Annotated in this window: 20 protein-coding genes; 13 read left to right on the forward strand and 7 right to left on the reverse strand. The window is 41.6% G+C overall.

Annotated features, from left to right (window positions below):
- Positions 1 to 31: 31 nt before the first annotated feature.
- The 3 genes from HXT59_RS01035 to HXT59_RS01045 all read right to left on the reverse strand — a co-directional run bounded on the left by HXT59_RS01035 (position 32) and on the right by HXT59_RS01045 (position 3115).
- Complete coding sequence (locus HXT59_RS01035; protein ID WP_102703325.1) at positions 32 to 1519, reverse strand: ABC transporter substrate-binding protein; 1488 nt, start codon at positions 1517 to 1519, stop codon at positions 32 to 34.
- A 130-nt stretch (positions 1520 to 1649) separates the two neighbouring features.
- Entirely contained in the window at positions 1650 to 2324 is a 675-nt protein-coding gene (nth, locus tag HXT59_RS01040; protein ID WP_004109815.1) for an endonuclease III, read from the reverse strand.
- The gene (locus HXT59_RS01045) at positions 2324 to 3115 is read right to left on the reverse strand and encodes a response regulator transcription factor (RefSeq protein WP_033888627.1); all 792 of its coding nucleotides are present in this window, start codon (positions 3113 to 3115) and stop codon (positions 2324 to 2326) included. Before HXT59_RS01045 ends, nth begins: the two co-directional genes overlap by 1 nt.
- Before the next feature lie 240 nt (positions 3116 to 3355).
- On the opposite strand from HXT59_RS01045, the gene HXT59_RS01050 reads away from it, so the two are divergent.
- On the forward strand, positions 3356 to 4147 hold the full coding sequence (locus tag HXT59_RS01050; protein ID WP_004109821.1) for a hypothetical protein: 792 nt from the start codon (positions 3356 to 3358) through the stop codon (positions 4145 to 4147).
- Positions 4148 to 4296: 149 nt separating this feature from the next.
- On the opposite strand, the gene HXT59_RS01055 is transcribed toward HXT59_RS01050, so the two are convergent.
- A complete protein-coding gene (locus tag HXT59_RS01055) occupies positions 4297 to 4791 on the reverse strand; it encodes an inorganic diphosphatase (RefSeq protein WP_004105658.1) in 495 nt (164 codons plus the stop codon).
- A 321-nt stretch (positions 4792 to 5112) separates the two neighbouring features.
- Here HXT59_RS01055 and HXT59_RS01060 point away from each other — a divergent pair, with 321 nt between their 5' ends.
- The 5 genes from HXT59_RS01060 to HXT59_RS01080 all read left to right on the forward strand — a co-directional run bounded on the left by HXT59_RS01060 (position 5113) and on the right by HXT59_RS01080 (position 12652).
- Positions 5113 to 7533 (forward strand): acyltransferase family protein, encoded by a 2421-nt coding sequence (locus HXT59_RS01060; RefSeq protein WP_012913785.1) that lies wholly within the window; start codon positions 5113 to 5115, stop codon positions 7531 to 7533.
- Between the two features lie 103 nt (positions 7534 to 7636).
- Positions 7637 to 9217 (forward strand): glucose-6-phosphate dehydrogenase, encoded by a 1581-nt coding sequence (zwf, locus tag HXT59_RS01065; protein ID WP_012913784.1) that lies wholly within the window; start codon positions 7637 to 7639, stop codon positions 9215 to 9217.
- Positions 9214 to 10155 carry a glucose-6-phosphate dehydrogenase assembly protein OpcA gene (locus tag HXT59_RS01070; RefSeq protein ID WP_004109831.1) on the forward strand — a complete coding sequence of 314 codons (942 nt, stop codon included), beginning with the start codon at positions 9214 to 9216 and terminating at the stop codon, positions 10153 to 10155. The genes zwf and HXT59_RS01070 overlap by 4 nt, the downstream gene beginning before the upstream one ends.
- Positions 10156 to 10209: 54 nt before the next feature.
- A complete protein-coding gene (pgl, locus tag HXT59_RS01075) occupies positions 10210 to 11034 on the forward strand; it encodes a 6-phosphogluconolactonase (RefSeq protein WP_004109833.1) in 825 nt (274 codons plus the stop codon).
- 280 nt (positions 11035 to 11314) lie between these two features.
- Complete coding sequence (locus HXT59_RS01080; protein WP_004109838.1) at positions 11315 to 12652, forward strand: ATP-binding protein; 1338 nt, start codon at positions 11315 to 11317, stop codon at positions 12650 to 12652.
- A gap of 89 nt (positions 12653 to 12741) precedes the next feature.
- On the opposite strand, the gene gndA is transcribed toward HXT59_RS01080, so the two are convergent.
- Positions 12742 to 14196, reverse strand: a complete 1455-nt coding sequence (gene gndA, locus HXT59_RS01085; RefSeq protein ID WP_004109841.1) for an NADP-dependent phosphogluconate dehydrogenase — start codon at positions 14194 to 14196, stop codon at positions 12742 to 12744.
- 425 nt (positions 14197 to 14621) lie between these two features.
- On the opposite strand from gndA, the gene nrdH reads away from it, so the two are divergent.
- The 5 genes from nrdH to HXT59_RS01110 all read left to right on the forward strand — a co-directional run bounded on the left by nrdH (position 14622) and on the right by HXT59_RS01110 (position 19820).
- Complete coding sequence (nrdH, locus tag HXT59_RS01090; RefSeq protein WP_033888558.1) at positions 14622 to 14882, forward strand: glutaredoxin-like protein NrdH; 261 nt, start codon at positions 14622 to 14624, stop codon at positions 14880 to 14882.
- Positions 14883 to 14885: 3 nt separating this feature from the next.
- On the forward strand, positions 14886 to 15386 hold the full coding sequence (gene nrdI / locus HXT59_RS01095; RefSeq protein ID WP_004109846.1) for a class Ib ribonucleoside-diphosphate reductase assembly flavoprotein NrdI: 501 nt from the start codon (positions 14886 to 14888) through the stop codon (positions 15384 to 15386).
- A gap of 85 nt (positions 15387 to 15471) precedes the next feature.
- Positions 15472 to 17697, forward strand: coding sequence for a class 1b ribonucleoside-diphosphate reductase subunit alpha (gene nrdE / locus HXT59_RS01100; protein WP_421783928.1), 2226 nt, complete (start codon positions 15472 to 15474; stop codon positions 17695 to 17697).
- An 82-nt stretch (positions 17698 to 17779) separates the two neighbouring features.
- Positions 17780 to 18859, forward strand: a complete 1080-nt coding sequence (gene nrdF / locus HXT59_RS01105; RefSeq protein ID WP_012913780.1) for a class 1b ribonucleoside-diphosphate reductase subunit beta — start codon at positions 17780 to 17782, stop codon at positions 18857 to 18859.
- A 367-nt stretch (positions 18860 to 19226) separates the two neighbouring features.
- The gene (locus tag HXT59_RS01110) at positions 19227 to 19820 is read left to right on the forward strand and encodes a hypothetical protein (RefSeq protein WP_421783930.1); all 594 of its coding nucleotides are present in this window, start codon (positions 19227 to 19229) and stop codon (positions 19818 to 19820) included.
- A gap of 211 nt (positions 19821 to 20031) precedes the next feature.
- Here HXT59_RS01110 and HXT59_RS01115 read toward each other — a convergent pair whose 3' ends face one another.
- Positions 20032 to 20319: an addiction module antidote protein gene (locus tag HXT59_RS01115; protein WP_012913778.1), complete on the reverse strand. Its 288-nt coding sequence runs from the start codon at positions 20317 to 20319 to the stop codon at positions 20032 to 20034.
- The gene (locus HXT59_RS01120) at positions 20313 to 20552 is read right to left on the reverse strand and encodes a type II toxin-antitoxin system RelE/ParE family toxin (RefSeq protein WP_219705551.1); all 240 of its coding nucleotides are present in this window, start codon (positions 20550 to 20552) and stop codon (positions 20313 to 20315) included. Before HXT59_RS01120 ends, HXT59_RS01115 begins: the two co-directional genes overlap by 7 nt.
- Positions 20553 to 21002: 450 nt before the next feature.
- Between HXT59_RS01120 and HXT59_RS01125 the strand changes: the two genes are divergently transcribed.
- Both HXT59_RS01125 and HXT59_RS01130 read left to right on the forward strand, forming a co-directional pair.
- Positions 21003 to 21215 (forward strand): hypothetical protein, encoded by a 213-nt coding sequence (locus HXT59_RS01125; RefSeq protein WP_004109881.1) that lies wholly within the window; start codon positions 21003 to 21005, stop codon positions 21213 to 21215.
- A gap of 189 nt (positions 21216 to 21404) precedes the next feature.
- Positions 21405 to 21665 (forward strand): hypothetical protein, encoded by a 261-nt coding sequence (locus tag HXT59_RS01130; protein ID WP_012913776.1) that lies wholly within the window; start codon positions 21405 to 21407, stop codon positions 21663 to 21665.
- Positions 21666 to 21692 lie beyond the last annotated feature (27 nt).

The raw sequence follows: 21692 nt of genomic DNA on the forward strand, positions 1-21692 counted from the left end.
CTCAGCGCGACAACGCAAATCTTACGCTTTTCTATTTCACCACTATGCTCTGCAATGGCAGAAGCTGATCCGTCATATTTTTCGTATAGCCGCTTACATTAGACTTTACAGCCATAATGCTCTTTCGAGCATATAACCAGTGAGCTGCAGCATTATTGCTTACTTCGCGCGCATATGCACGAGCATTTGCCTCATATTCGTTTGCATTCTTAGAATGAACCGCATCGGTCCAAGCTTGTTGAGCACGCGCGTCTTGCAAAACGAACGGAGAACCGCTTTCTGCAAACATGCCTTCATCTAAAGTACGATTGCTCGTAGTAAGCGCAAGATCATACTTACCTTCACTAATACGCTTACGCATAGTTTGTTGATCAACTTCTTCAAGATTGACCTTAAAACCGCTCACGGAACTAATCTGTTTTGAAAGCTCGCCCCCAACTCCACCTTCGCCCTGTGGAACAAGAAAATTAATAGTTCCTAAATAGCTTGCGCTAAAGTAATGGAACAAAGGAGCAGCTTTGCCTGGATTATAAGGATACAATCCATTTAAATCTTCATAACCAGTTGAAAGAGGATCAATAGGTCCTCCTACTGGAACACCACCATTGCCATCAGCTGCAAGTACAGTTTGCGCATTCAAAGCGTATCTCGCAGCTTTACGAGCCTGCTCATCGCAGAAAATCGACGAAACTGTTGTATTTATTGCAATAAATCGCACTCTTGTGCTCTGACCCTCTACCATTTGCGTATTAGCAACAGCAGCAAGACGCTTATTTTCGTTACCTTCAAGCGGAACTGCCATTTGAATATTGCCCTTTTCCATTGCCTCAGCTAGAGCAGTATCGCTATTGAAATATTGCAAAGTAATACTTGCACAAGAAGCAGGGGTTCCCCAATATTTATCGTTGCGAAGTAATACTAAAGAATTGCCTTTATTGTAGTCACTTACAGTGAAAGGACCTGTGCCAAGAGCAGCACTTGCATAGTCAATCATCGATTTTGTGTCATAGACAATGCCAACACGTCCAGCAAGACGACGTAGAAGTAAAGCATCTGGATTATTAAGTGTAATTACTAAAGTGTAATCATCCGGATTATTAACAGTTTTAATATTTGTAAGTGCACTATAACCAGGATAATTATTTGTGATGCCTTGTTTCAAAGATTGTAATACGGAATTTGAAGTCATCTCACTACCGTTAGAGAAATGCACACCTTGACGCAAATTAAAACGATATGTTAAGCCGTCTTTCGAAATATCCCATGACTTCGCGAGACCTGGTTGCAAACTATTATCATCGCCACGTTTAACAAGAGTTTCGTAAACATTACCAATTAAAGCTTGCTGTAAAGCGTCACTGTCGTCGTTTCTAATATCAAGAGATTCAGGAGCAGTACGTAGACCAACTTTTAGCACTGAGTTACTAGCTGGATGCATTATTGCAGCAAAAGGCGAATGACCCTGGTACATTTGCCATCCACACCACAAAATGCCGCTCATTATTACAGACACAACCACAAACACAACCCATGGTATCCAGTCTGCACTAGTACGAGTATGATATGACCTGGAAGCGTGACACGCATATTTGCCTGTTCTTGACATAACCTACAGTCTATATCAATATCTGAATTGGGAACAACACGCTTTAAATAATTGCCGACGGACATGTTGTATTTAAAGGGCATGAAACACATTTTGGATTCCGAGCAGTGCAAATTTTTCTGCCATGCAAAATAAGTCTATGAGAGAGATTAGTCCACTCTTTAGGAGCAAAATAAGCAGTTATTTCGCGCTCAATAGCAACAGGATTTGGACGATTCTGAACCTTACGCCAACCAAGACGACCTGTAACACGTATTACGTGAGTATCTACGGGAAACCCCGGTAATCCAAATGCGTTGCCAAGAACGACATTGGCAGTTTTACGACCAACACCTGGCAACGATATTAAAGCTTCCATATTTGATGGCACTATACCAGAAAAATTATTAAGCAAACATGCAGATAATGAAATAATGTTCTGTGCTTTTACTCTATAAAATCCGAGAGGGTAAATAATTGACTCAACTTGAGATACAGGAGCAGCAGCTAAAGAACTCGCGTTGGGGAAAATAGAAAAGAGTTCAGGCGTCACGATATTCACACGCTTATCTGTAGTTTGCGCGCTTAATACAGTAGCAATTAGTAGCTCAAATGGATTTTTGAAATTTAATGCACACTTAGGTTCCGGTATTTCTTTGCACAATAAATCGTACTCTGCATAAATACGAGCTAATTTCGCTTGTTTTGATTCTCGCATATTAGAACTTTGATAAATCATTATTGCGCAGACTGCTTATCTGCATCATTTTCAGAATCATCTTCAATGCTGCTTTCGGAAATCTCGCTATTCTCATCTGATTCCGAAGGATCGAAGCGATAGCCAACATTACGCACTGTGCCAATCAAATGTTCATATTCAACACCAAGTTTTGCACGGAGCCTACGAATATGGACATCTACAGTACGAGTGCCACCGTAGTAGTCGTAGCCCCATACTTCTTGCAACAAATGAGTGCGAGTAAACACCCTGCGCGGATGCTGCACAAAGTATTTCAGCAATTCAAATTCTTTATAAGCTAAATCAACAGGATGACCATGCAAACTCACTGTGTAGCTACGCATATCTACAACGAGATCTCCAGAACGCATAGTTCCATTGTCTGAATTGAAAGAATCATCAATTTCAGAGCCTTGCGAATGCACAAATAAATCATCAGAAGATCCGTGTTGCAAAGAAGCCAAACGCAAACGACCTTCTACTTCTGCAGGAGAAGCATTAGTCAGCACAACATCAGAAATGTTCCACGAAGGATTTACTACAGTAAAACCACCCTCAGTTATAACTAATATGACAGGAACCGTAATATTTGCAACACGCAGAGAAGAACACATTGATTTAGCGAGAGCTAAATCCTCACGCGCATCAAGCAAAAGAATGGTTTGTGCGGGCAGTTTTGCCAAACTTGACGTATCCAAAGAAAGTAAACGCACTTTATGAGATAACAAAGTAAGTGAAGGTAAAACTGAAGAGGGAGAAGCACACGAAGTCATCAATGTGATATCAGTCATATGATGCCTCCAACAAACAATTGATGTAGTAGCAAATTCAGCCTTTACAGGAATTGTAAACCATACTGCGAAAAATAGCGATAAGCGCAACACTTGCATTTTCCAAAGATAAAAAATATCAACACAATAAAGCGCAGTGCAGGTTATAGGCTACATTAGTAAATAAACAAAGTAATTTGTTAATGTTTTACGGACATATTACGCTTTATAAATATAAAATTACGGCACTAGGGAGTGTGTATGAGCAATGAAACACGTATCTGCAATGACAAGATGCAGAAAAATGATAATTCTTGCGTAAATGTTCAAAAACATACCCGTATACCTAGCATGAACGCATTAGCGATGTTTGTAAGCCAAATTTTTGTTGTAGTACTTCTCGCAATTGCAGCAATATTGCCAATCGCAACAGCAAAAATAACACTTATATTATGCCTTATCATAATGCTTACATTTATAGCGTTGTGGCCACTGCACGGAAATGTAATTGACCGAGCTATTGCATTATGCGCAGGAATTGCTTCTACATGGTTTGCAACCGGAGTATTAAAGGGATGGCTACCAAAAAGCGTCATTATTGATAACGAAACTGTGTCAATGAGTAAGTTCATTGCTGCAATTCACCCTTACGAACGCTGGGCTGTATCTTTTGCTCTAATTCTTGTAGCAGCAACATTTGTAACATTCTTGAGGCAAATGCTGCGCGAGAATCGCACAAATTTAGTACGAAATCTTTCGCACACGCTTACTGCAAGTATTGCTTGTGCAGCACTTCCGGGTTGGCTATTTTTGCCGTCAATTATTAGCTTTATGCCATCGCTTCGCAATTTAGACGGTGGAATACTCGTTATAGTACTGTGCATATTTATGCTAATCGCGCTATCAGGACTTTCATATTTATGGGTTCGCAACAATTATGAAGAATACGAAACTGGAATAGTTTCACACGATATCGCTATTTCTATATTGCCAATAATGCTTTCAGGGATACTCGTGTATATTGCAGGCCTTGGAATGCTAGTAGCTGCTTAAAATTATTAAAAGCGTATGCAACGTTACGTTTTAATTTACTTCTGAAAGCAGCACGCACTTACATAAAAACGTCGAAAACACAGTATGTGTCTTCGACGTTTTATTTATTAACTTTTAATTTTTATTGTTTTACTCATTAAAAGCGAAACTTATTTTTCGCTTTCTTCCAAGCGCTTGCGAGCTGCAACGATCTCCTTCTCAGCCTGCTCAACGCCAGCCCAGAAGTCACCAGGAAGAACTTCCTTACCTGGTTCCAAAGCCTTGTACTGCTCGAAGAAGTGCTTGATTTCAGCCTTGTGATACTCGTTCACGTCATCGATATCCTTGATGTCGTCGAAACGAACGTCCGCTGGAACACACAAAACCTTGTCGTCTCCACCGGCTTCGTCAACCATGTGATACAAGCCAACAGCGCGGCACTCAACAACGCATCCTGGGAACACAGAATTTGGAATCATAACAAGAGCGTCGAGTGGATCGCCATCTTCGCCCAAAGTGCCATCAATATAACCGTAATCATCTGGATAACCCATAGCTGTGAAAAGGGTGCGATCCAAGAATACGCGACCAGTTTCGTGATCCACTTCATACTTGTTCTTAGAACCGCGTGGAATCTCTACCACAACGTTAAAAGTTTCTGCCATATTGGCTCCTTTGATAACTTTAATAACAATTCATATAACTGTTCTATCTCACTTTAGCGCGCACCGACGAACGACAGCAATAGAGCATATAAAACAAAATTTTGTTAACAAATTTCGTTAAATAATAAACGTTTTGTATCACTTACAGAAGTAGCATAAAATCACCTATTTCTAGCACATCCTAGGCATAGCAACAAGACACGCTTTAAGCTATAAAAGTGTCTCAATGCACAGTTACTATTGCTACGTTTTACACACGATATGTTGCATACATACCAGTATGGTTACCGAAGCGTAGGCAAGATGACAAAAAAGAGATGCGTGAACACTTCCACTGCTTCACAAGCAGGTCAATCCTTCAAAACAAAGAAGGTTCCTGCAGAAAAAAATGCTAGTAAAACGACCTCAACTAATCTTTCAACAAACTCAAATAATACCGTAGAAAAAACTATTAATAGCGCAAAAGCTGAAAATAAACAATCATCTACTTTACCTACAAATACTGTTTCGAAGCGAAATAAAGCAATAGACGGTTTAAGAGCTCTAGCAATTATTGGTATTGTATGCTTTCATATGCGTCCAAGCCTTCTTATGGGAGGATTCCTTGGAGTAACACTGTTTTTGGTATTGGCAGGATATTTTTGCACGAGATCAGTTCTGCGCTATTTAAACGCAGATGAAAACGCAAAAAATGCAAAAAATATCGAAGATAATAATAAAAATACTCAAGGAATCAGGCATTACTGGGAGTATTTACTAAAGCGCGTAAAAAGAATTTGGCCGCCAACACTTGGAATTATCGCTATAACAGCACCAATTATGTGGCTTTTTTCGCCAAGTCTACTACCAAAGTTACAAGCGGATGCTCTTTCAGGCTCCGGATTCTTTAGCAATATAATGTATGTTGCTCGTAAGCTTTCATATTTTGAACAGTCCGGACTACCTTCTCCTATCAAACATCTTTGGTATCTCGGACTTTTAATGCAGGCTTTTGTTATATGGCCTATTATCCTTGCTGCACTTATTAAATTCGTGCGTAGCAAGCTAATACGCATGTATATCACAGCAGGCTTAGCCATACTTTCTTCTATTCTTACTTTTACTTTTGCCTACTTATTTAACAATTACACAACTCCAGCTCGCGTCTACTATTCTCTAGATACGAGAGCATCAGAATTCTTAATGGGTGCAATGCTAGCAATGTACGGTGCTTGGTTTGCCAAACATTCATTCCACGCGTGGCTTATTCATGCATTACATTTGCTGATGGGCAAAAAGAACATATCGGTCAGCTTAGCTTCATCAGTTAAGTTAGATAGTAATGCAGATAGTAGTGTAGATAATTCAGCACTAACGAAAAAATCAGATAAAGCCTACGCAAATAACGAAAAAGTATTTGCTGAAGATGGAATACCTGCTGACTTGCGCGAAGGATTACAAATTGATTTATCAGATAATAGCGTAGCTCCAGATATACAAGAACTTCCAAATAACGCATTCAATAAGCCAAAAACTGTTTTTTATAATCCACTCCATGCATGGCAGAGATCTTGCATTGGACTGTTGGCAACAATTGTGTTGTGCTACTGCTTCGTGTATGCAGAAGGCACATCTTCAGTATTTGTTTTTGGCGGATACACAATAACAGCAGCCGCTTGCACACTAATACTGTGGTCGTGCACGCAAACTGATAATATTTGCTCGAGAATATTTGCATGGGCTCCGCTCGCTTATATCGGCAGACGCTCTTTTGCAATTTATTTAGTTCACTTCCCTGTTCTTGAATTATTCAACCCAGCAAATAGAACAACTGCTGTATCTACAGGAGAGCAAGTCTTGCAAGCACTAGTAATAGTTGCACTTGCAGAATGCTTGTATCAATTATTTGAAAAGCCAATACAAGATCAACAATTATTTAAGCTTATTCGCTCTGTCTCACTAACTTTGTGCTGCATAATTATTGTGTCGTTAATTATCTTGCCAGTAAATTGGCAAGATATAGCTAAGCATAGGTCAATGCAGCTTCGCCCAGAATTGACAGCACAAGTAGAGCAATCTTCATCGTCAAATAAAAAACCTACTGCTTTTGACAAAACTAATTCTAAGCAAGAAACAAAAGAAAAAGCAGTTCCAAAAGGTGTGCAAAAGAATGTAGTAAAACAGTCTCTTCCACCTACACCATCGAAGTATCGCATTCTCTTCCCTATTGCGGAAAAAGTTCCACGAAATCTTGTTACTACTCATACGCGGATCGACAAACGACGCAATACTTGTTCCGTAAACTTGACTATGGTTGGAGATTCTATTACTGAAGGCGCTAAACCATATTTGATGCAAGTTATGCCTAACGCTTATATAGATGGAAAAGTGAGTAGACAAATTTTCCACGGAGCTGATGAATACGAGAAAGATATTTCGGTAAAACACGCTGGAGATGTGGTGATTTTCGCTCTTGGAACCAACGGTCCTCCTCATGACGATAGCGTGCTTCAACACATGGTTGATGTCGCAAAAGGTAGACCTGTTTATTTCGTTACCACACGAGTTCCGCAACCTTGGCAGGATGCAACGAACGATAGCTTACGCAAGTTCGCAGCAACTCATCATAATGTTGGCATTATAGACTGGCATGGTTTGAGTAATGGTCACTCGGAATATTTGACTGACGATGGAGTTCACTTAACTCCAATCGGCGGTCCACAATACGCGAAGATGATTCGTTTAGCTGTATGCGGCGGCTGAAAATTAGAGTTATAACGCGCTAAAACTTTTTAATACTGTTATTAAGCATAATAAATTGCGTTTTGCGTGGTGAAAATAGCTACGAAATATTACGATAGTATCTATGACTGAGTTGAGGACACTACGTGATTCGCAAGACGCTGGGGAAAGCGTATCTACTTGGACGAATCCTTTGCGCGATCCGCGTGATTTGCGTTTAGCTCGCATTGCGGGTCCGTGCAGCCTAGTAATTTTTGGCATTACTGGCGATTTAGCACGCAAAAAACTTATGCCAGCAGTATATGATTTAGCTAATCGCGGGCTTTTGCCTCCAGGATTTGGTTTAACTGGTTTTGCGAGACGCGATTGGACGGATGAACATTTCGTAAACTTTGTGCGCGAAAATATTGAGCAGCATTGCAGAACGCCATTTCGTGAGTCAACTTGGATTAATCTCGCTAAAGGCATACGTTTCGTACGCGGCACCTTTGACGATGCGTCCGCGTTTGAGCGTTTAAGCAAAACAGTGAACGAACTTGATCGAGACAGAGGTACTCGCGGAAATCACGCTTTTTACATGTCTATTCCGCCTTCCAGCTTCCCAGTTGTTGCCCAACAGCTTGCAGCATCAGGTCTTTCGCACTCTTCTGAGCATGCTTGGCGACGCGTAATTATTGAAAAACCTTTTGGCCACGATTTAGCAAGCGCACGAGAATTGGATCGCGTCGTTTCTGAAGTTTTTGATCCTAATTCTGTATTCCGAATTGACCATTATTTAGGCAAGGAAACTGTGCAAAACTTGCTGGCTTTCCGCTTTGCTAACGCAATGTACGAGCCGATCTGGAACGCAAATTACGTCGATCACGTGCAAATTACGATGGCTGAAGATATTGGCATTGGCGGAAGAGCCGGATACTACGACGGAATCGGTGCTGCTCGTGACGTGATTCAGAACCATTTGCTTCAACTTATGGCTCTTACTGCTATGGAAGAGCCTGTAAGCTTCCGCGCTAGCGATTTGACTGCTGAAAAAACAAAAGTATTATCTGCAATCCGACTACCTCAAGACTTGGCTGCCAACACTGCTCGAGGACAGTATGCAGCAGGATGGCAGGGCTCTTACAAAGCTGTTGGATACTTGGAAGAACAAGGCATTGATCCTCAAAGCACTACTGAAACGTACGCTGCAGTGCGACTTGACGTTGATACTCGCCGTTGGGCTGGAGTTCCGTTCTACTTGCGAACCGGAAAACGTTTAGGCAAGCGCGTTACGGAAATTGCTGTTATTTTTAAGCGCGCTCCGCATTTGCCGTTTGAGTCTACTGCTGTGCGCGAACTTGGCAGTAACGCTATTGTGATTCGAGTTCAGCCGGATGAGGGCGTTACTATGCGTTTCGGCGCAAAAGTTCCTGGCGGCACAGCTATGGAAGTTCGAGACGTTTCTATGGACTTTAGTTACGGACGCTCTTTTACTGAAAGTTCCCCTGAAGCTTACGAGCGATTAATTCTTGACGTACTTCTTGGCGAACCACCGCTATTCCCAACTACGCAAGAAGTAGATTTAAGTTGGAAAATTCTTGACCCTATTGAGGAATTCTGGAGTTCGCTTGGCACACAACCGCAACCGTATCGCGCTGGAACGTGGGGTCCAGCAGAAGCTGATGCTATGCTTGCTCGAGATAATCGCCATTGGAGATTGCCATGATTATCAACCTTCCTGATACCAATACAAGCAAAATTGCAGCAAAAATCGACGAATTGCACGAAGAGCGCGGCGAATCCGCTACTGGTCGAGTGCTCACTTTGCTTATTGATACAACTCTTAAAGAATTAGAGCATGCACTTGATGCAGCAAACGCAGCTAGTCGCGAGCATCCTTGCCGAGTTATTGCAATGGTTCGAGATTGGTCTAGCGAACACGCTGCTGAGCGCGGTGAAGTTGTGCCAAATCTTGATGCTCAAGTGCGTTTTGGCGCAGATGCTGGAGCTGGTGAAATTATTATTTTGTATCCGCACAACGGTTTAGTTCGTCATCCGGATACGCTTGTTATTCCACTACTCGTGCCAGATGCGCCGATTGTTGCATGGTGGCCAACAAACGCTCCTGAAGATCCTGCTCACGATTTGCTTGGAGCTATGGCAAGTAGCAGAATTACTGACGCACAGCGAGCAGACGATACTCTTAAAACTGTGCAAAACTTGCGCAAAAACTGGTCTCCGCAAGATGCAGATTTGTCTTGGACGCGTTTAACTCCTTGGCGCGCGTTACTTGCTTCTATGCTCGATCAACCTCCACATTTGCCTATTCTTAGCGCGAAGATTGTGGGTCCTACTCATTACGTATCTTTGCACTTACTGGCAGCTTGGCTTAAGAGTAGCTTGCATGTTCCTGTAGAAATAGTTGAAAATCCTGAAGCTCAAGCTATTACTTCCGTAACTTTAGAACGCGAGGATGGCACATTGTCACTCACTCGCCCTGCTGGCGGAGATCAAGCTTTGATTAGTCTGCCTGGACAGGCTGCACAACCTATTGCGCTTCCTATTCGCACTCTGGATGATTGCTTAAGCGAAGAATTGCGACGCATTGATCCTGACGAAATTTACGCGCAGTTGGTGCGAGATAATCCTGCAGAAAATGCGTGAATCATTACGTGAAACAATTCGTGAAACATTTTCAATGGCATAAAAGGAACAACTATGACAAATAATGAAGTTACTTTTGCGCATAACGCAAGTATTTACGGATACGATAATCGCGATGTGCTTGCAGCTGTTGCAGCCCAACGCTTGGTGACTCTTATTATGGAATCACAGAATGATGTGCAAAATCTCAATAAACCATTCCATTTACTTCTTACTGGTGGCACAGATTCAATACGCATGTTCCAAATGCTTGCTAGCAATCCACTTTTACCAGCAATTAATTGGAATTTAGTGCATATTTGGTGGGCAGATGAGCGTTTCGTAGCTTATGATAGCGAGGATCGCAATGCACGCAAGGCTCGCGAAATGTTTCTTAACTTACTTACTTCTAACAAAGCTTTGGCAGAATCTCATATTCACGAAATGCCTGCAGATGAGCGTAATGCGGAGGAAATTGCAGCAGCCAGCGACGCTGAAAATGACGCTATTTTAGATGCTGCAGCGCGCGACTATGAGGAAGAAATTGTGAGCATACTTGGCAAAGAGCCAGTGTTTGATTTAGCAATTCTCGGTATGGGGCCGGATGCGCATATGGCTTCACTTTTCCCAGGATTACCGCAGGTTAATAATCGCGATCGCATTGTTGTTGGAGTAAATCACTCCCCTAAGTTGCCGCCTATGCGCTTAACTCTTACTGTTCCTGTATTAGCTCACAGTCACTGCACTTGGTTTTTGACTGCCGGAGCAGAAAAGGGCGCTGCTTTAATGAATTCACTTTCGGGAGCTAATAATCCTGAATATCCTGCGTCTTTTGCAAACGGAACAGACGAAATCTCTTGGCTAACCACCGCAGAAACTTTGCAAGCTGCTATTGAATAACTGCATAGTTTTCTAGCAATATGCATAATATTCAGCAAGTCAAAGATTAAATGCGCTACACAAATTGGCGCAAATGCGAAAATAGCGTGTTCAAAACATGGCGCATTTGGGAAAATCGACCCCTAAAAACATGGCGCATTTGGGAAAATCTGCTTGACAAAATATGTCGCATTTGGGAAAATCTTTATAAAACCGTTGAAATTACAAGGAAAACCGCACTCGGCAACACTTGAACAAATCAAGCACAAATTTGTAATAAAAGAAAGAGCACAAAAATCGCATGTTTGATAGAAAAATATACAAAGAAATGCTGAAATGGAAGCATGAATATGCGCCAAATTATGCGCTTTTTCTTAAAGGAGCAAGACGAGTTGGCAAAACAACATTAGCTGAAAAACTTGGCAAAGAAGAGTATAAGTCTTATATTCTTATTCGTTTCGATCAAACCGAAGAAGACATTAAGCAACTTTTTATAAACAGTCTAAGAGATTTAGATACTCTATTTAACACAATACAGTTAGCTTATAATACCAGACTTTATAAGCGAGAATCTCTTATAATACTTGACGAAATACAACTATTTCCGCAAGCTCGGCAAGCAATAAAAACTCTGCTTGAAGACGCTCGCTATGATTACATTGAAACAGGCTCACTTGCTTCTATTACAAAGAAAAGCAAGGATATTCTCATACCCTCAGAAGAGTACACGCTAGAAGTACTTCCACTTGACTATGAAGAGTATTTATTAGCGAACAATAACAACATGATTTTCCCTACTATTAAAGATCACTTTGAATCACTTAAACCTATGGGCAGTATGCACCAGAGCATAATGAAGTCTTTTAGAGAGTACATGTTGGTTGGAGGAATGCCACAAGCTGTTCAAGCATATGTTGATACAAAAGATTTTGCGAAGGTTGACTTTGCTAAACAACAAATAATCAATCTTTATAAGCAAGATATGCAAGACCAGGAAGAAGAAAACCCTAGTTACGTAACTAATTTTTTCGATAGAATTCCAGCAGAGCTTTCCAAACATGACAAACGTTACATGCTATCTCACGTAGATTCCAACGCGCGCATTAAAGAGTATAGGGATCCAATACGCTGGCTTGAAGAAGCGATGATAGTAAACATTGCAAACAGCGTTGAAGATCCGAGTGTAGCTTTGAATCTATCTACTATCAATCCTTCTTTCAAATGCTACATGATGGATACAGGACTCTTAACTTCGTTAGCATACAAAGATAAGCCTTACCTAGAAAACGAACTTTATAAGGCAATTCTGCTAGACAAATTACACATTAATGAAGGAATGATAATAGAAAATATTGTCTCACAGTGCCTAAAAGCAAATGGACACAACGCGTATTTTTACAAAAAAACAAATACCAATACCAAAAAGACAGTAATGGAAATAGATTTTCTCTTAAGAAAAAATAACAAGATTATTCCGATAGAAGTAAAATCTGGCAGCAGTAAAAATGTAAAGTCAATTACAAACTTTATGGAAGCTTTTAGTAAAACCAGCAGCGAAGGAATCGTGCTTCACCACGGAGAAATTAAGCGCGAAGGCAAACTGCTTTACCTACCGTACTACATGGCTTCTGTATTGTAAAAAGAAAGCGTCGCATGCAGAATAACAACGCATGTGACGCTTTTTACATAATTGACATTTTAAATTTTATATATACACTTTTACATGCACTAATCTTGCTTTACTTCTGGGCGATTAGGATCTGCCCACAAAGTGTGGAATACGCCTGGCTCGTCAATACGACCGTAAGTATGAGCACCGAAGAAATCACGCTGAGCCTGAATAAGCGAAGCCGGCAAACGCTTAGAACGCAAACCATCGTAGTATGCAAGCAAGCTAGAGAATGCTGGCACAGGCACACCATGCTCCACCGCACGCGCAATAACACGACGCCAAGCAGCCTGAGACTTCTCAATAGCAGCCTTAAAGTACGGTGCAAAAAGCAAAGAAACGCTTGCTTCACCGGACTCAAAAGCCTCGGAAACGCGGTTCAAGAACTGAGCGCGAATAATGCAGCCGCCTCGCCAAATGCGAGCAACTGCAGCCTGATCAATCTTCCAATCATGCTCAATTGCAGCAGCCGCAATCTCATCGAAGCCCTGAGCATAAGAAACAATCTTAGAAGCGTACAAAGCTTGACGAATATCCTCAATAAACGCCTTACGCTCAGCATCATTCAAATCAAAATGCACATCCGGACCAGTCAAACCTTGACTTTCGGCAGCTTCTCGCAAAGCAACCTGACTGGAAAGTCCGCGAGCAAACACGGCTTCAGCGATACCCGTAACTGGTATGCCAAGCGAAAGCGCAGATTGTACAGTCCAAGTACCAGTGCCCTTCATGCCAGCATGATCCACCATCATCTCAACCAAAGGCTTACCAGTCTTAGCATCCTTCTGGCGAAGCACATCCGCAGTAATCTCAATCAAATAAGAATCAAGCTCGCCCTTATTCCACTCGCTAAACACATCCGCGATTTCGTCGGACTTCATACCCAAACCGCGAAGCATTAAATCGTAGCTTTCGGCAATAAGCTGCATATCCGAGTACTCGATGCCATTGTGAACCATCTTCACAAAATGACCAGCACCATCGGTACCAATATGCGTTACGCAAGGCTCACCTTCAGCAACAGCAGCAATAGACTTCAAAATAGGACCAAGAGTCTTCCAAGATTCCTCAGTGCCACCAGGCATCATCGAAGGACCACGCAAAGCACCTTCTTCGCCACCAGAAACACCGCAACCAACGTAATGAAGACCACGCGCGCGAATGTCACGCTCTCTGCGAATCGTATCTTCAAAATAAGAGTTTCCGCCGTCGACGATAATATCTCCAGGCTCCATAGCATTTGCAAGTTCTTCAATAACAGCATCCGTAGGAGCACCAGCTTTTACCATAATGATTGCGGTGCGCGGACGCTTGAGAGAAGCCACAAATTCTTCAACAGTTTTTGAAGGCACAAAAGCACCTTCACTGCCATGCTCATTCATTAAAGTTTCAGTGCGCGAATAATGACGATTGTAAACAGCTACTGTATTTCCATGATGCGCAAGATTACGCGCTAAATTCGAACCCATGGCAGCCAAACCAACAACACCAATATTTGCCTGAGCTTGAGTCATAATGACACCTCTTATCTTGTACTTGTTTTGTTATTTGCACGCATGCTTTGCGCACCCAAGCAATCTGCATTATCTACAAAATACACAATTTTTTATTTTGCGTTACGCCCCTTCAAGAAACGCACTTAATAATTTTATAGGCGGATATGCACAAGGCTTAACAATGTGCAAGTTAAGTAGTTTTAAATATAAATTTTGTGAAATAAATTACATTTTTAATCGTTAAAACTAAGCTCATATTTACTTCATAAAACACGACACGCTTACAAACACGCTATTTTTAGCTATTTTAATAATAACTATATATAGTGTTTACACGGTCGACACACCACTATAAATAGTGCTTATTCAGAGTAAGCTAACTACTTGGCTTTTGTCGATACAACACGGAATTGCAAAATTCCCCATCACCAGAGGAGATTGAAATGACTATCACAGTGTTTACTAAACCTCATTGCCCACAGTGTGATGCAACTAAGCGACAGTTCACAAAACTTGGCGTGAACTTCGAAACTGTAGACTTGTCAAAAAGCCCCGAATCACTCGAACAGTTAAAAAATGCAGGATACCGTCAAGCTCCAGTAGTCATTGCTCCCGACGCATCCTGGAGTGGGTACCGTCCAGATTTAATTGCGCAAATTGCGGATAAACTCGGAACTTCCGCAGAGACAGCAAAAGAAGCATAAGAAATGTGTGAGCAAGAAAATATAACACAACAAAGCGAACCAGAATCTAGCGCACAAGGCGAATCAATCGGAGCTGTAGTCTACTTTTCCTCAGTTTCGGAAAACACGTTAAGATTTGTGCAAAATTGCGATTTTCCAAGCAATAACGTGAACGTATATCGCATACCGCTTCGTCCTAAAGAGCCGGAATTAAACGTGCGCGAACCGTACGTTTTGATTGTTCCAACTTACGGCGGTGGAAATATTGCGAAAGCAATACCGATGCAAGTTCGCAAATTCTTAAATAATCGCGAAAATCGTTCGTTTATTCGCGGAGTAATTTCTTCCGGAAATACGAATTTTGGAGAAGCATATTGCGCTGCAGGTGATCAAATTGCAGGAAAGTGTGGAATCCCAAATATGTACTCGTTTGAACTTACGGGAACTGCAGAAGATATAGAAAAAGTAGCGCAGGGCATACCGAGATTTTTAAAACAACTCAAAGAAACAGAAGAAACAAAATAAACAAAACAAACGAAATAAGTAAAAGAAACAAAACAAAAAGCGTTTAAAAAAGCAAAAATAACGCATGAAGAAAGGAACAAACCCCATGAATAGCACGGATCCGATGAGCGAATCTACTTCGCTTAATCTTGATCACACTGATTCTGCAAGCGCAACTGCCAGTACAACAGCAGAGCGCATCCGCAACAGCCGCGACTACCACGTTCTTAACGCTATGCTCGGTCTTTTTGACCCAGAAAAAGGCATTCAGTTTGATAAAGATCAAGAAGCAGAAAAGCTTTACGTTTCGGGTTACGTGCAAGAACATAGCATGAAGTTTGCTTCCACTCGCGAGCGCTTGACTTATTTGATTAACAATTACTACTACAACGGCAACGTTTTCCACAAATATAGCGACGAGTTCCTCGATAAGTTCTACGAGCATGCGCAAGCCGCTCACCACACTTTTGGCACATTCTTGGGTGCTTTTAAGTTCTACACTTCTTACGCCTTGAAGACTTTCGACGGCAAGCAGTATTTGGAAAACTTCGCTCAGCGCGCAGCTGCTGTTGCATTGGAACTTGCAGATGGTGACAAAAAAGCAGCGACCAACTACTTAGACGAAATGCTTGCAGGCCGCTTCCAGCCAGCCACCCCAACGTTCTTGAATCTTGGTAAAGCTCAGCGCGGCGAAGCTGTGAGCTGCTTCCTCGTGCGTTTGGAAGATAACATGGAGTCTATTGCGCGCGGAATTAATTCTGCTTTGCAGCTTTCTAAGCGTGGCGGCGGCGTGGCTCTGCTTCTTACGAATTTGCGCGAACTTGGCGCTCCTATTAAGCGAATCGAGAATCAGTCGAGTGGCGTTGTGCCTGTTATGAAGCTTTTGGAAGATTCATTCTCTTACGCTAATCAGCTTGGCGCTCGACAGGGTGCAGGTGCAGTGTATATTAGCGCGCATCACCCAGATATTATGCGTTTCCTCGATACTAAGCGCGAGAACGCAGACGAGAAGATTCGCATTAAGTCGCTTTCTTTGGGTGTTGTGATTCCAGATATTACTTTCGAGCTTGCTAAGCGTAAGGAAAAGATGGCTTTGTTTAGTCCTTACGATGTTGAGCGCGAATATGGCAAGCCTTTTGCAGATATTTCTGTTACCGAGCATTACGATGAGATGGTTGCAAATCCTCGTATTCACAAGAAGTACATCGACGCTCGCGAATTCTTTATGACGATTGCAGAAATTCAGTTCGAGTCTGGCTATCCTTACATTTTGTTTGAGGATACTGTGAATCGCACGAATCCTATTGAGGGTCGCATTACTATGAGCAACTTGTGCTCTGAGATTTTGCAAACTCAGGAAGCAAGCACTTATAACGCCGACTTGTCTTATAGCCACGTTGGTCGCGATATTTCTTGCAATCTTGGCTCTCTTAATATCGCTAAGGCAATGGATGGCGACTTGGGCACAAGCGTTGATTTGGCTGTGCGTGCGCTCACTTCTGTTTCGGAGCATACTTCTATTGATTCTGTGCCTTCGATTCGTCGCGGTAACGCGGAAGGTCACGCTATTGGCTTGGGTCAAATGAATTTGCACGGTTTCCTTGCGCGTGAACACATGCAGTACGGAAGCGAGGAAGCTCTTGACTTTACAGACATGTACTTTATGACGGTTGCTTACCACGCTTATAAGGCTTCTCACGCTTTGGCTGTAGAGCGCGGCCACGCTTTTGCAAACTTTAAGACGAGCGCTTACGCTAAGCCTGCAGGAAAAGGCAACTACTTCGATAAGTACACAGATGGCAGCCGCTCGCTTGAGCCTAAAACTCAAAAAGTTCGCGATTTGTTTGCCCGTTTTAACGTTGCGATTCCAACCGTCAGCGATTGGGAGCAGTTGCGCGACGAGATTTTGAGCGATGGCATTTACAACGAGTATTTGCAAGCTGTTCCTCCAACTGGCTCAATCTCGTACATCAACCATTCCACAAGTTCAATCCACCCGATTGCTTCTCGCATTGAGATTCGCAAAGAAGGCAAGGTTGGACGCGTCTACTACCCTGCTGCATACATGACGAACGACAATATGCAGTACTTTAAGGACGCCTATGAGATTGGCTGGAAGGCAATTATTGACACTTATGCCGAAGCAACTCAGCATGTGGATCAAGGATTGTCGCTTACTTTGTTCTTCCCAGACACTACGACTACTCGCGATTTGAACAAGGCTCAGATTTACGCATGGCGTAAGGGCATTAAGACTCTTTACTACATTCGTATTCGCCAGAAGGCTTTGGAAGGTACGGAAATCGAAGGTTGCGTAAGCTGCACGCTGTAAGTCGTAACGCTGTGAATTTTTCGCACGCCAAATCAAAAACTTAAAAATTTTATAAAACGTAAACACAGAATCAGGAGTAATAATGACAGAACTCAGCCCAACCGAGCTTAGAAGTAGCCTCGATAAGCCTTTCGGCACAAATCGCGTAATCGCAGATGACGCTATGATGGCAGCTTCTATCACACCATCTCAGTACCGCTACCATCACGGATCGCGCGTACGCCCAGTTAATTGGAATAATATTGTTGACGACAAGGATTTGGACGTTTGGAATCGCCTTATTGCTAACTTCTGGCTTCCAGAAAAGGTTCCGCTGAGCAACGATATTCCTTCTTGGCGTTCCCTCACCGATCTTGAGCGCAAGACCACTACTCGCGTTTTTACAGGCTTGACTTTGCTTGATACCAGCCAGGCAACTATTGGCGAGCTTTGCCAGATTGAGCACGCTCGCACGGAGCACGAGCAGGCTATTTACACGAATATTGCTTTTATGCAGTCGATTCACGCTCGCTCCTACTCCTCTATTTTCTCTACTCTTTGCTCTAGCGAAGAGATTGACGAAGCTTATCGTTGGGCTGTTGGCAACGACGTTTTGCAGCAGCGCGTCACCACTGTGCTTTGCGAGTATGAGAGCGAAGATCCGCTTAAGCGCAAGATTGCTGCAACTATGCTTTCTTCGTTGCTTCTTTACGCGGGATTCTATCTTCCGCTTTACTTTGCTTCTCGCGGCAAGATGATGAACACTGCCGATATGATTCGCTTGATTTTGCGCGATAAGGCAATTCACGGCTATTATTCGGGCTACAAGTTCCAGCGCGGTTTGGAGCTTAGAAGCGAGAACGATAAGAAGAATCTTGAAAAGTTCACTATGAACTTGCTCGACACTTTGTATGATCTGGAAGTTGAGTATTCTGGTCAGATTTATGAAGGATTTGACTTCCACGATGACGTTTTTGACTTCGTGCGTTACAACGCTAACAAAGCTTTAATGAACCTTGGCTACCCTGCTAAGTACAGCGAAGAAGAAACTCACGTAAGCCCAGAAATTCTCGCTGCTCTTTCTCCTGCAGCCGACGAAAATCACGACTTCTTCTCCGGCTCTGGTTCCAGCTACATTATGGGCAAGTCAGTTGAAACCGACGACGATGATTGGGATTTCTAATCAAATAGTTGATTTACTAACTGATTTGCTGAATAACTGAATAACTAACTGATTGGTTAACTAATTAATTTAATTAGTTAACCAATTTTAATTTAGTTAGGTTAATTATTGCAGCTAAATAGAGTCTATATAAAAAGCTAAAAAGTCAGAAAGCAACACAGGTCACTCAGCCTTTATGGTACACTATGTGAAAAGGAACTGGTCTTGTTGATTCGTTTATGCAAAAATCGGCAGCGATTATCACTTCCTACTCACGTTCAAACCAAGATTTTTGAACTGAACTGAGCAGGCACTAAAGTTGGAGTTCAAGTTTATAAAGATGACTAACATCCGTTAGACGCATCTACAAGAAGAAAGAAATCCATTTATGGGGAAAATGACTTATAAAAAATTACTTTGTGTTGTAGTGCTCTTCAGCTCGCTAGTGGGGCTAGCAGCCTGCGGTAACTCCGAAGCAAACAAACCAGTACCAACAAAAATAAGCCGTCATTCTACCAAAAAACATTCAAAACCAATCAAAAAAACCTCAAAAGAGAAAATCGCCGAAGCTTTTGTAAAGGGACAAGAAGGGACTTTGGAAGCCCTAGGTGAAACTAAACGCGTTATTTGGGACGCTTATCCTGATCAGTTGGCTTACGTTAAAGATGCTTTCTATCACTGGACTCTTCAAGACGACTGGTTCCAGGTTAACACTGGCCATTATATGGTTGTAGACCGTTTGAACAGTTCAGGCATCTTATTAAAGAAACTCCAAAAAGGCATGCCAGTTAAATTAAACGGCAAAGATTACAAAGTGGCGGATTATAAAGACTTTGAGGGTGGCGGAAGCTCGGATAAGTTGCTAAAAGTATTCAAAGAGTACGTTGAGCAATTCCCTAAATCTGCTTACTTTATTCAAACTTGTCTCGATGCCAGAACTTATGGCGGACAACGTTTAGTAGTTCTTGACGTAGCAAAATAGTAAACGATTTAGCAATATAACTTAGATTAGTTTCCAAATTTTGTTGTCTTGAAAATATTGCCTGTTCATCAATATCGTTGATGAACAGGCAATATTTTTTAACTGATTACGCGACTGTATCGCATAACTTTAATTGCACAGTCGCTATGCTATACGAGTTATCGTGGCAAAAATTGCAAAATTAGCAAAACTGCCACGATAACTTGGTATGTCACGCATTTGCTGGTTCTATTGCAATGCGTCCACCTAACGCTCGAACAACTTTCGCAATAGTTTGAAAGCTAGGATTGCCATCTCGTCTTAGGCTTTTGTAAAGGCTTTCCCTTCCAACCTCAGCTTTTTGAGCAATCTCTTTCATGCCTCGAGCTTTTGCAATATCGCCTATAGCAGCTTGCAACAAGCGAGGATCGTTAAGTTCTGCTGCAGCATTGAGATACGCAATAACATCATCATCGTCCTCAAGATACTCACTCGCATCCCATTTACTTATATTTACCATTTTTTCTCCTCAATTAATTGTGCGAGAAGTATCTTCGCTTGCTTAATATCTTTACTTTGACTACTTTTATCTCCACCAGCAAGTAATAGCATTAGTTTTAAGCCTTTTTGTGCAAAATACACACGATACCCTGGTCCAAAAGTGAAACGCAGTTCACTAATACCATTGCAAACTGGATGTAAATCACCTACTGGCTTACCTGCAATTTCACATAATCTCAGCCTCGCGTTAATTCGAGCTTTAGATTGAGTACCGCGAAAGTTTTTTCATCCAATTGCGATACTCATCTGTTTTAAGTATCTCCATAAAAGTATTTTATCCTGTAGGATACAGTTTTGCAATATAAGTAAACAATCATATCAGTTATCGTGACAGTTTTTGCTAATTTTGCAATTTCTGCCACTATAACGTATGTGTTTGGGTTGATTTTTGCAGCATAAAATTTCTACTGAGCCAAAAATAACAATTACAAGTATTGCCAATTTTACTGTGTCGCTAAAAATAGTTACAGCTGATTACATGACAGTATTTTTTTATTACACTGAGATCCATTGCACAATTTATTTGTGCAGCAAAATAGCGTTTTAAGTAAAGGAGTTATGCGGTGAAGTGCTTAGCAAAGACAGTAGCTGCAGTAGTTACAACAGTGACAATGTGTCGCAACCAGTGGTAGGTAAATCATTATGAAAAAGCAAATCTTGGCTTATTTTAAGCGACTTATCAAACGAGAAGCTACTTATATGCCGTTAACATTTATTGGCTTGCTTGGAATTTTTGCAATATTTAGTGGCAATACAATTGCTTACATTTCATCTCCAAATAGGTGGATTGAAACATTTGTTTTTACACTTATTGTTGCTTTTGCACGTGCCTTTATACCTGATAATCGTTATTGAACAATTTATTTCATGAAGATTAGCGAAATGCACACAGCACTTCGCTAATCTTCTATTTCATATTTTCTAAGTTATATTACGGTAGATTTTAATCCTATTTGGTTGTTTTTATTTATCAGTAACTTTTCGGTTACTGTCTAAGATGCTAATATGCAATATTCATAGATTACATTAAGAAGAAGGAATGTCATGAGTCAAGATTTTGGAGTAAAAAATTGGAATCCATCTGCTGCAGCAAATATTAGTAACGATGACGATAATCTTTCTGAAGAAGATTTTGATAAATTGGCTGCAGAGCTTGAGCAATTCTTTACCAAGTATGTAGTGTTAGAAAATAATAAGTTTGTAGTTCATGACGATGCGATTATTGCCGATGGTTATGAAGAATATTTAGAAGGCTTTCACATCTTAGCAGAAAAATTCACTGCTGGTCTTGAAGAGGACAGGTAGCGTAAATTAACCACGATAAAGCGAGAG

This window comes from Gardnerella sp. KA01001 (assembly GCF_049244025.1).
In the GTDB taxonomy this organism is placed as follows: domain Bacteria; phylum Actinomycetota; class Actinomycetes; order Actinomycetales; family Bifidobacteriaceae; genus Bifidobacterium; species Bifidobacterium swidsinskii.

Coding starts and splice junctions, on each gene's coding strand:
- nth (WP_004109815.1), bottom strand. CDS start 2,324: ATGATTTATCAAAGTTCTAATATGCGAGAATCAAAACAAGCGAAATTA.
- HXT59_RS01045 (WP_033888627.1), bottom strand. CDS start 3,115: ATGACTGATATCACATTGATGACTTCGTGTGCTTCTCCCTCTTCAGTT.
- HXT59_RS01050 (WP_004109821.1), top strand. CDS start 3,356: ATGAGCAATGAAACACGTATCTGCAATGACAAGATGCAGAAAAATGAT.
- HXT59_RS01055 (WP_004105658.1), bottom strand. CDS start 4,791: ATGGCAGAAACTTTTAACGTTGTGGTAGAGATTCCACGCGGTTCTAAG.
- zwf (WP_012913784.1), top strand. CDS start 7,637: ATGACTGAGTTGAGGACACTACGTGATTCGCAAGACGCTGGGGAAAGC.
- HXT59_RS01070 (WP_004109831.1), top strand. CDS start 9,214: ATGATTATCAACCTTCCTGATACCAATACAAGCAAAATTGCAGCAAAA.
- pgl (WP_004109833.1), top strand. CDS start 10,210: ATGACAAATAATGAAGTTACTTTTGCGCATAACGCAAGTATTTACGGA.
- HXT59_RS01080 (WP_004109838.1), top strand. CDS start 11,315: ATGTTTGATAGAAAAATATACAAAGAAATGCTGAAATGGAAGCATGAA.
- gndA (WP_004109841.1), bottom strand. CDS start 14,196: ATGACTCAAGCTCAGGCAAATATTGGTGTTGTTGGTTTGGCTGCCATG.
- nrdH (WP_033888558.1), top strand. CDS start 14,622: ATGACTATCACAGTGTTTACTAAACCTCATTGCCCACAGTGTGATGCA.
- nrdI (WP_004109846.1), top strand. CDS start 14,886: ATGTGTGAGCAAGAAAATATAACACAACAAAGCGAACCAGAATCTAGC.
- nrdE (WP_421783928.1), top strand. CDS start 15,472: ATGAATAGCACGGATCCGATGAGCGAATCTACTTCGCTTAATCTTGAT.
- nrdF (WP_012913780.1), top strand. CDS start 17,780: ATGACAGAACTCAGCCCAACCGAGCTTAGAAGTAGCCTCGATAAGCCT.
- HXT59_RS01110 (WP_421783930.1), top strand. CDS start 19,227: ATGGGGAAAATGACTTATAAAAAATTACTTTGTGTTGTAGTGCTCTTC.
- HXT59_RS01115 (WP_012913778.1), bottom strand. CDS start 20,319: ATGGTAAATATAAGTAAATGGGATGCGAGTGAGTATCTTGAGGACGAT.
- HXT59_RS01125 (WP_004109881.1), top strand. CDS start 21,003: ATGAAAAAGCAAATCTTGGCTTATTTTAAGCGACTTATCAAACGAGAA.
- HXT59_RS01130 (WP_012913776.1), top strand. CDS start 21,405: ATGAGTCAAGATTTTGGAGTAAAAAATTGGAATCCATCTGCTGCAGCA.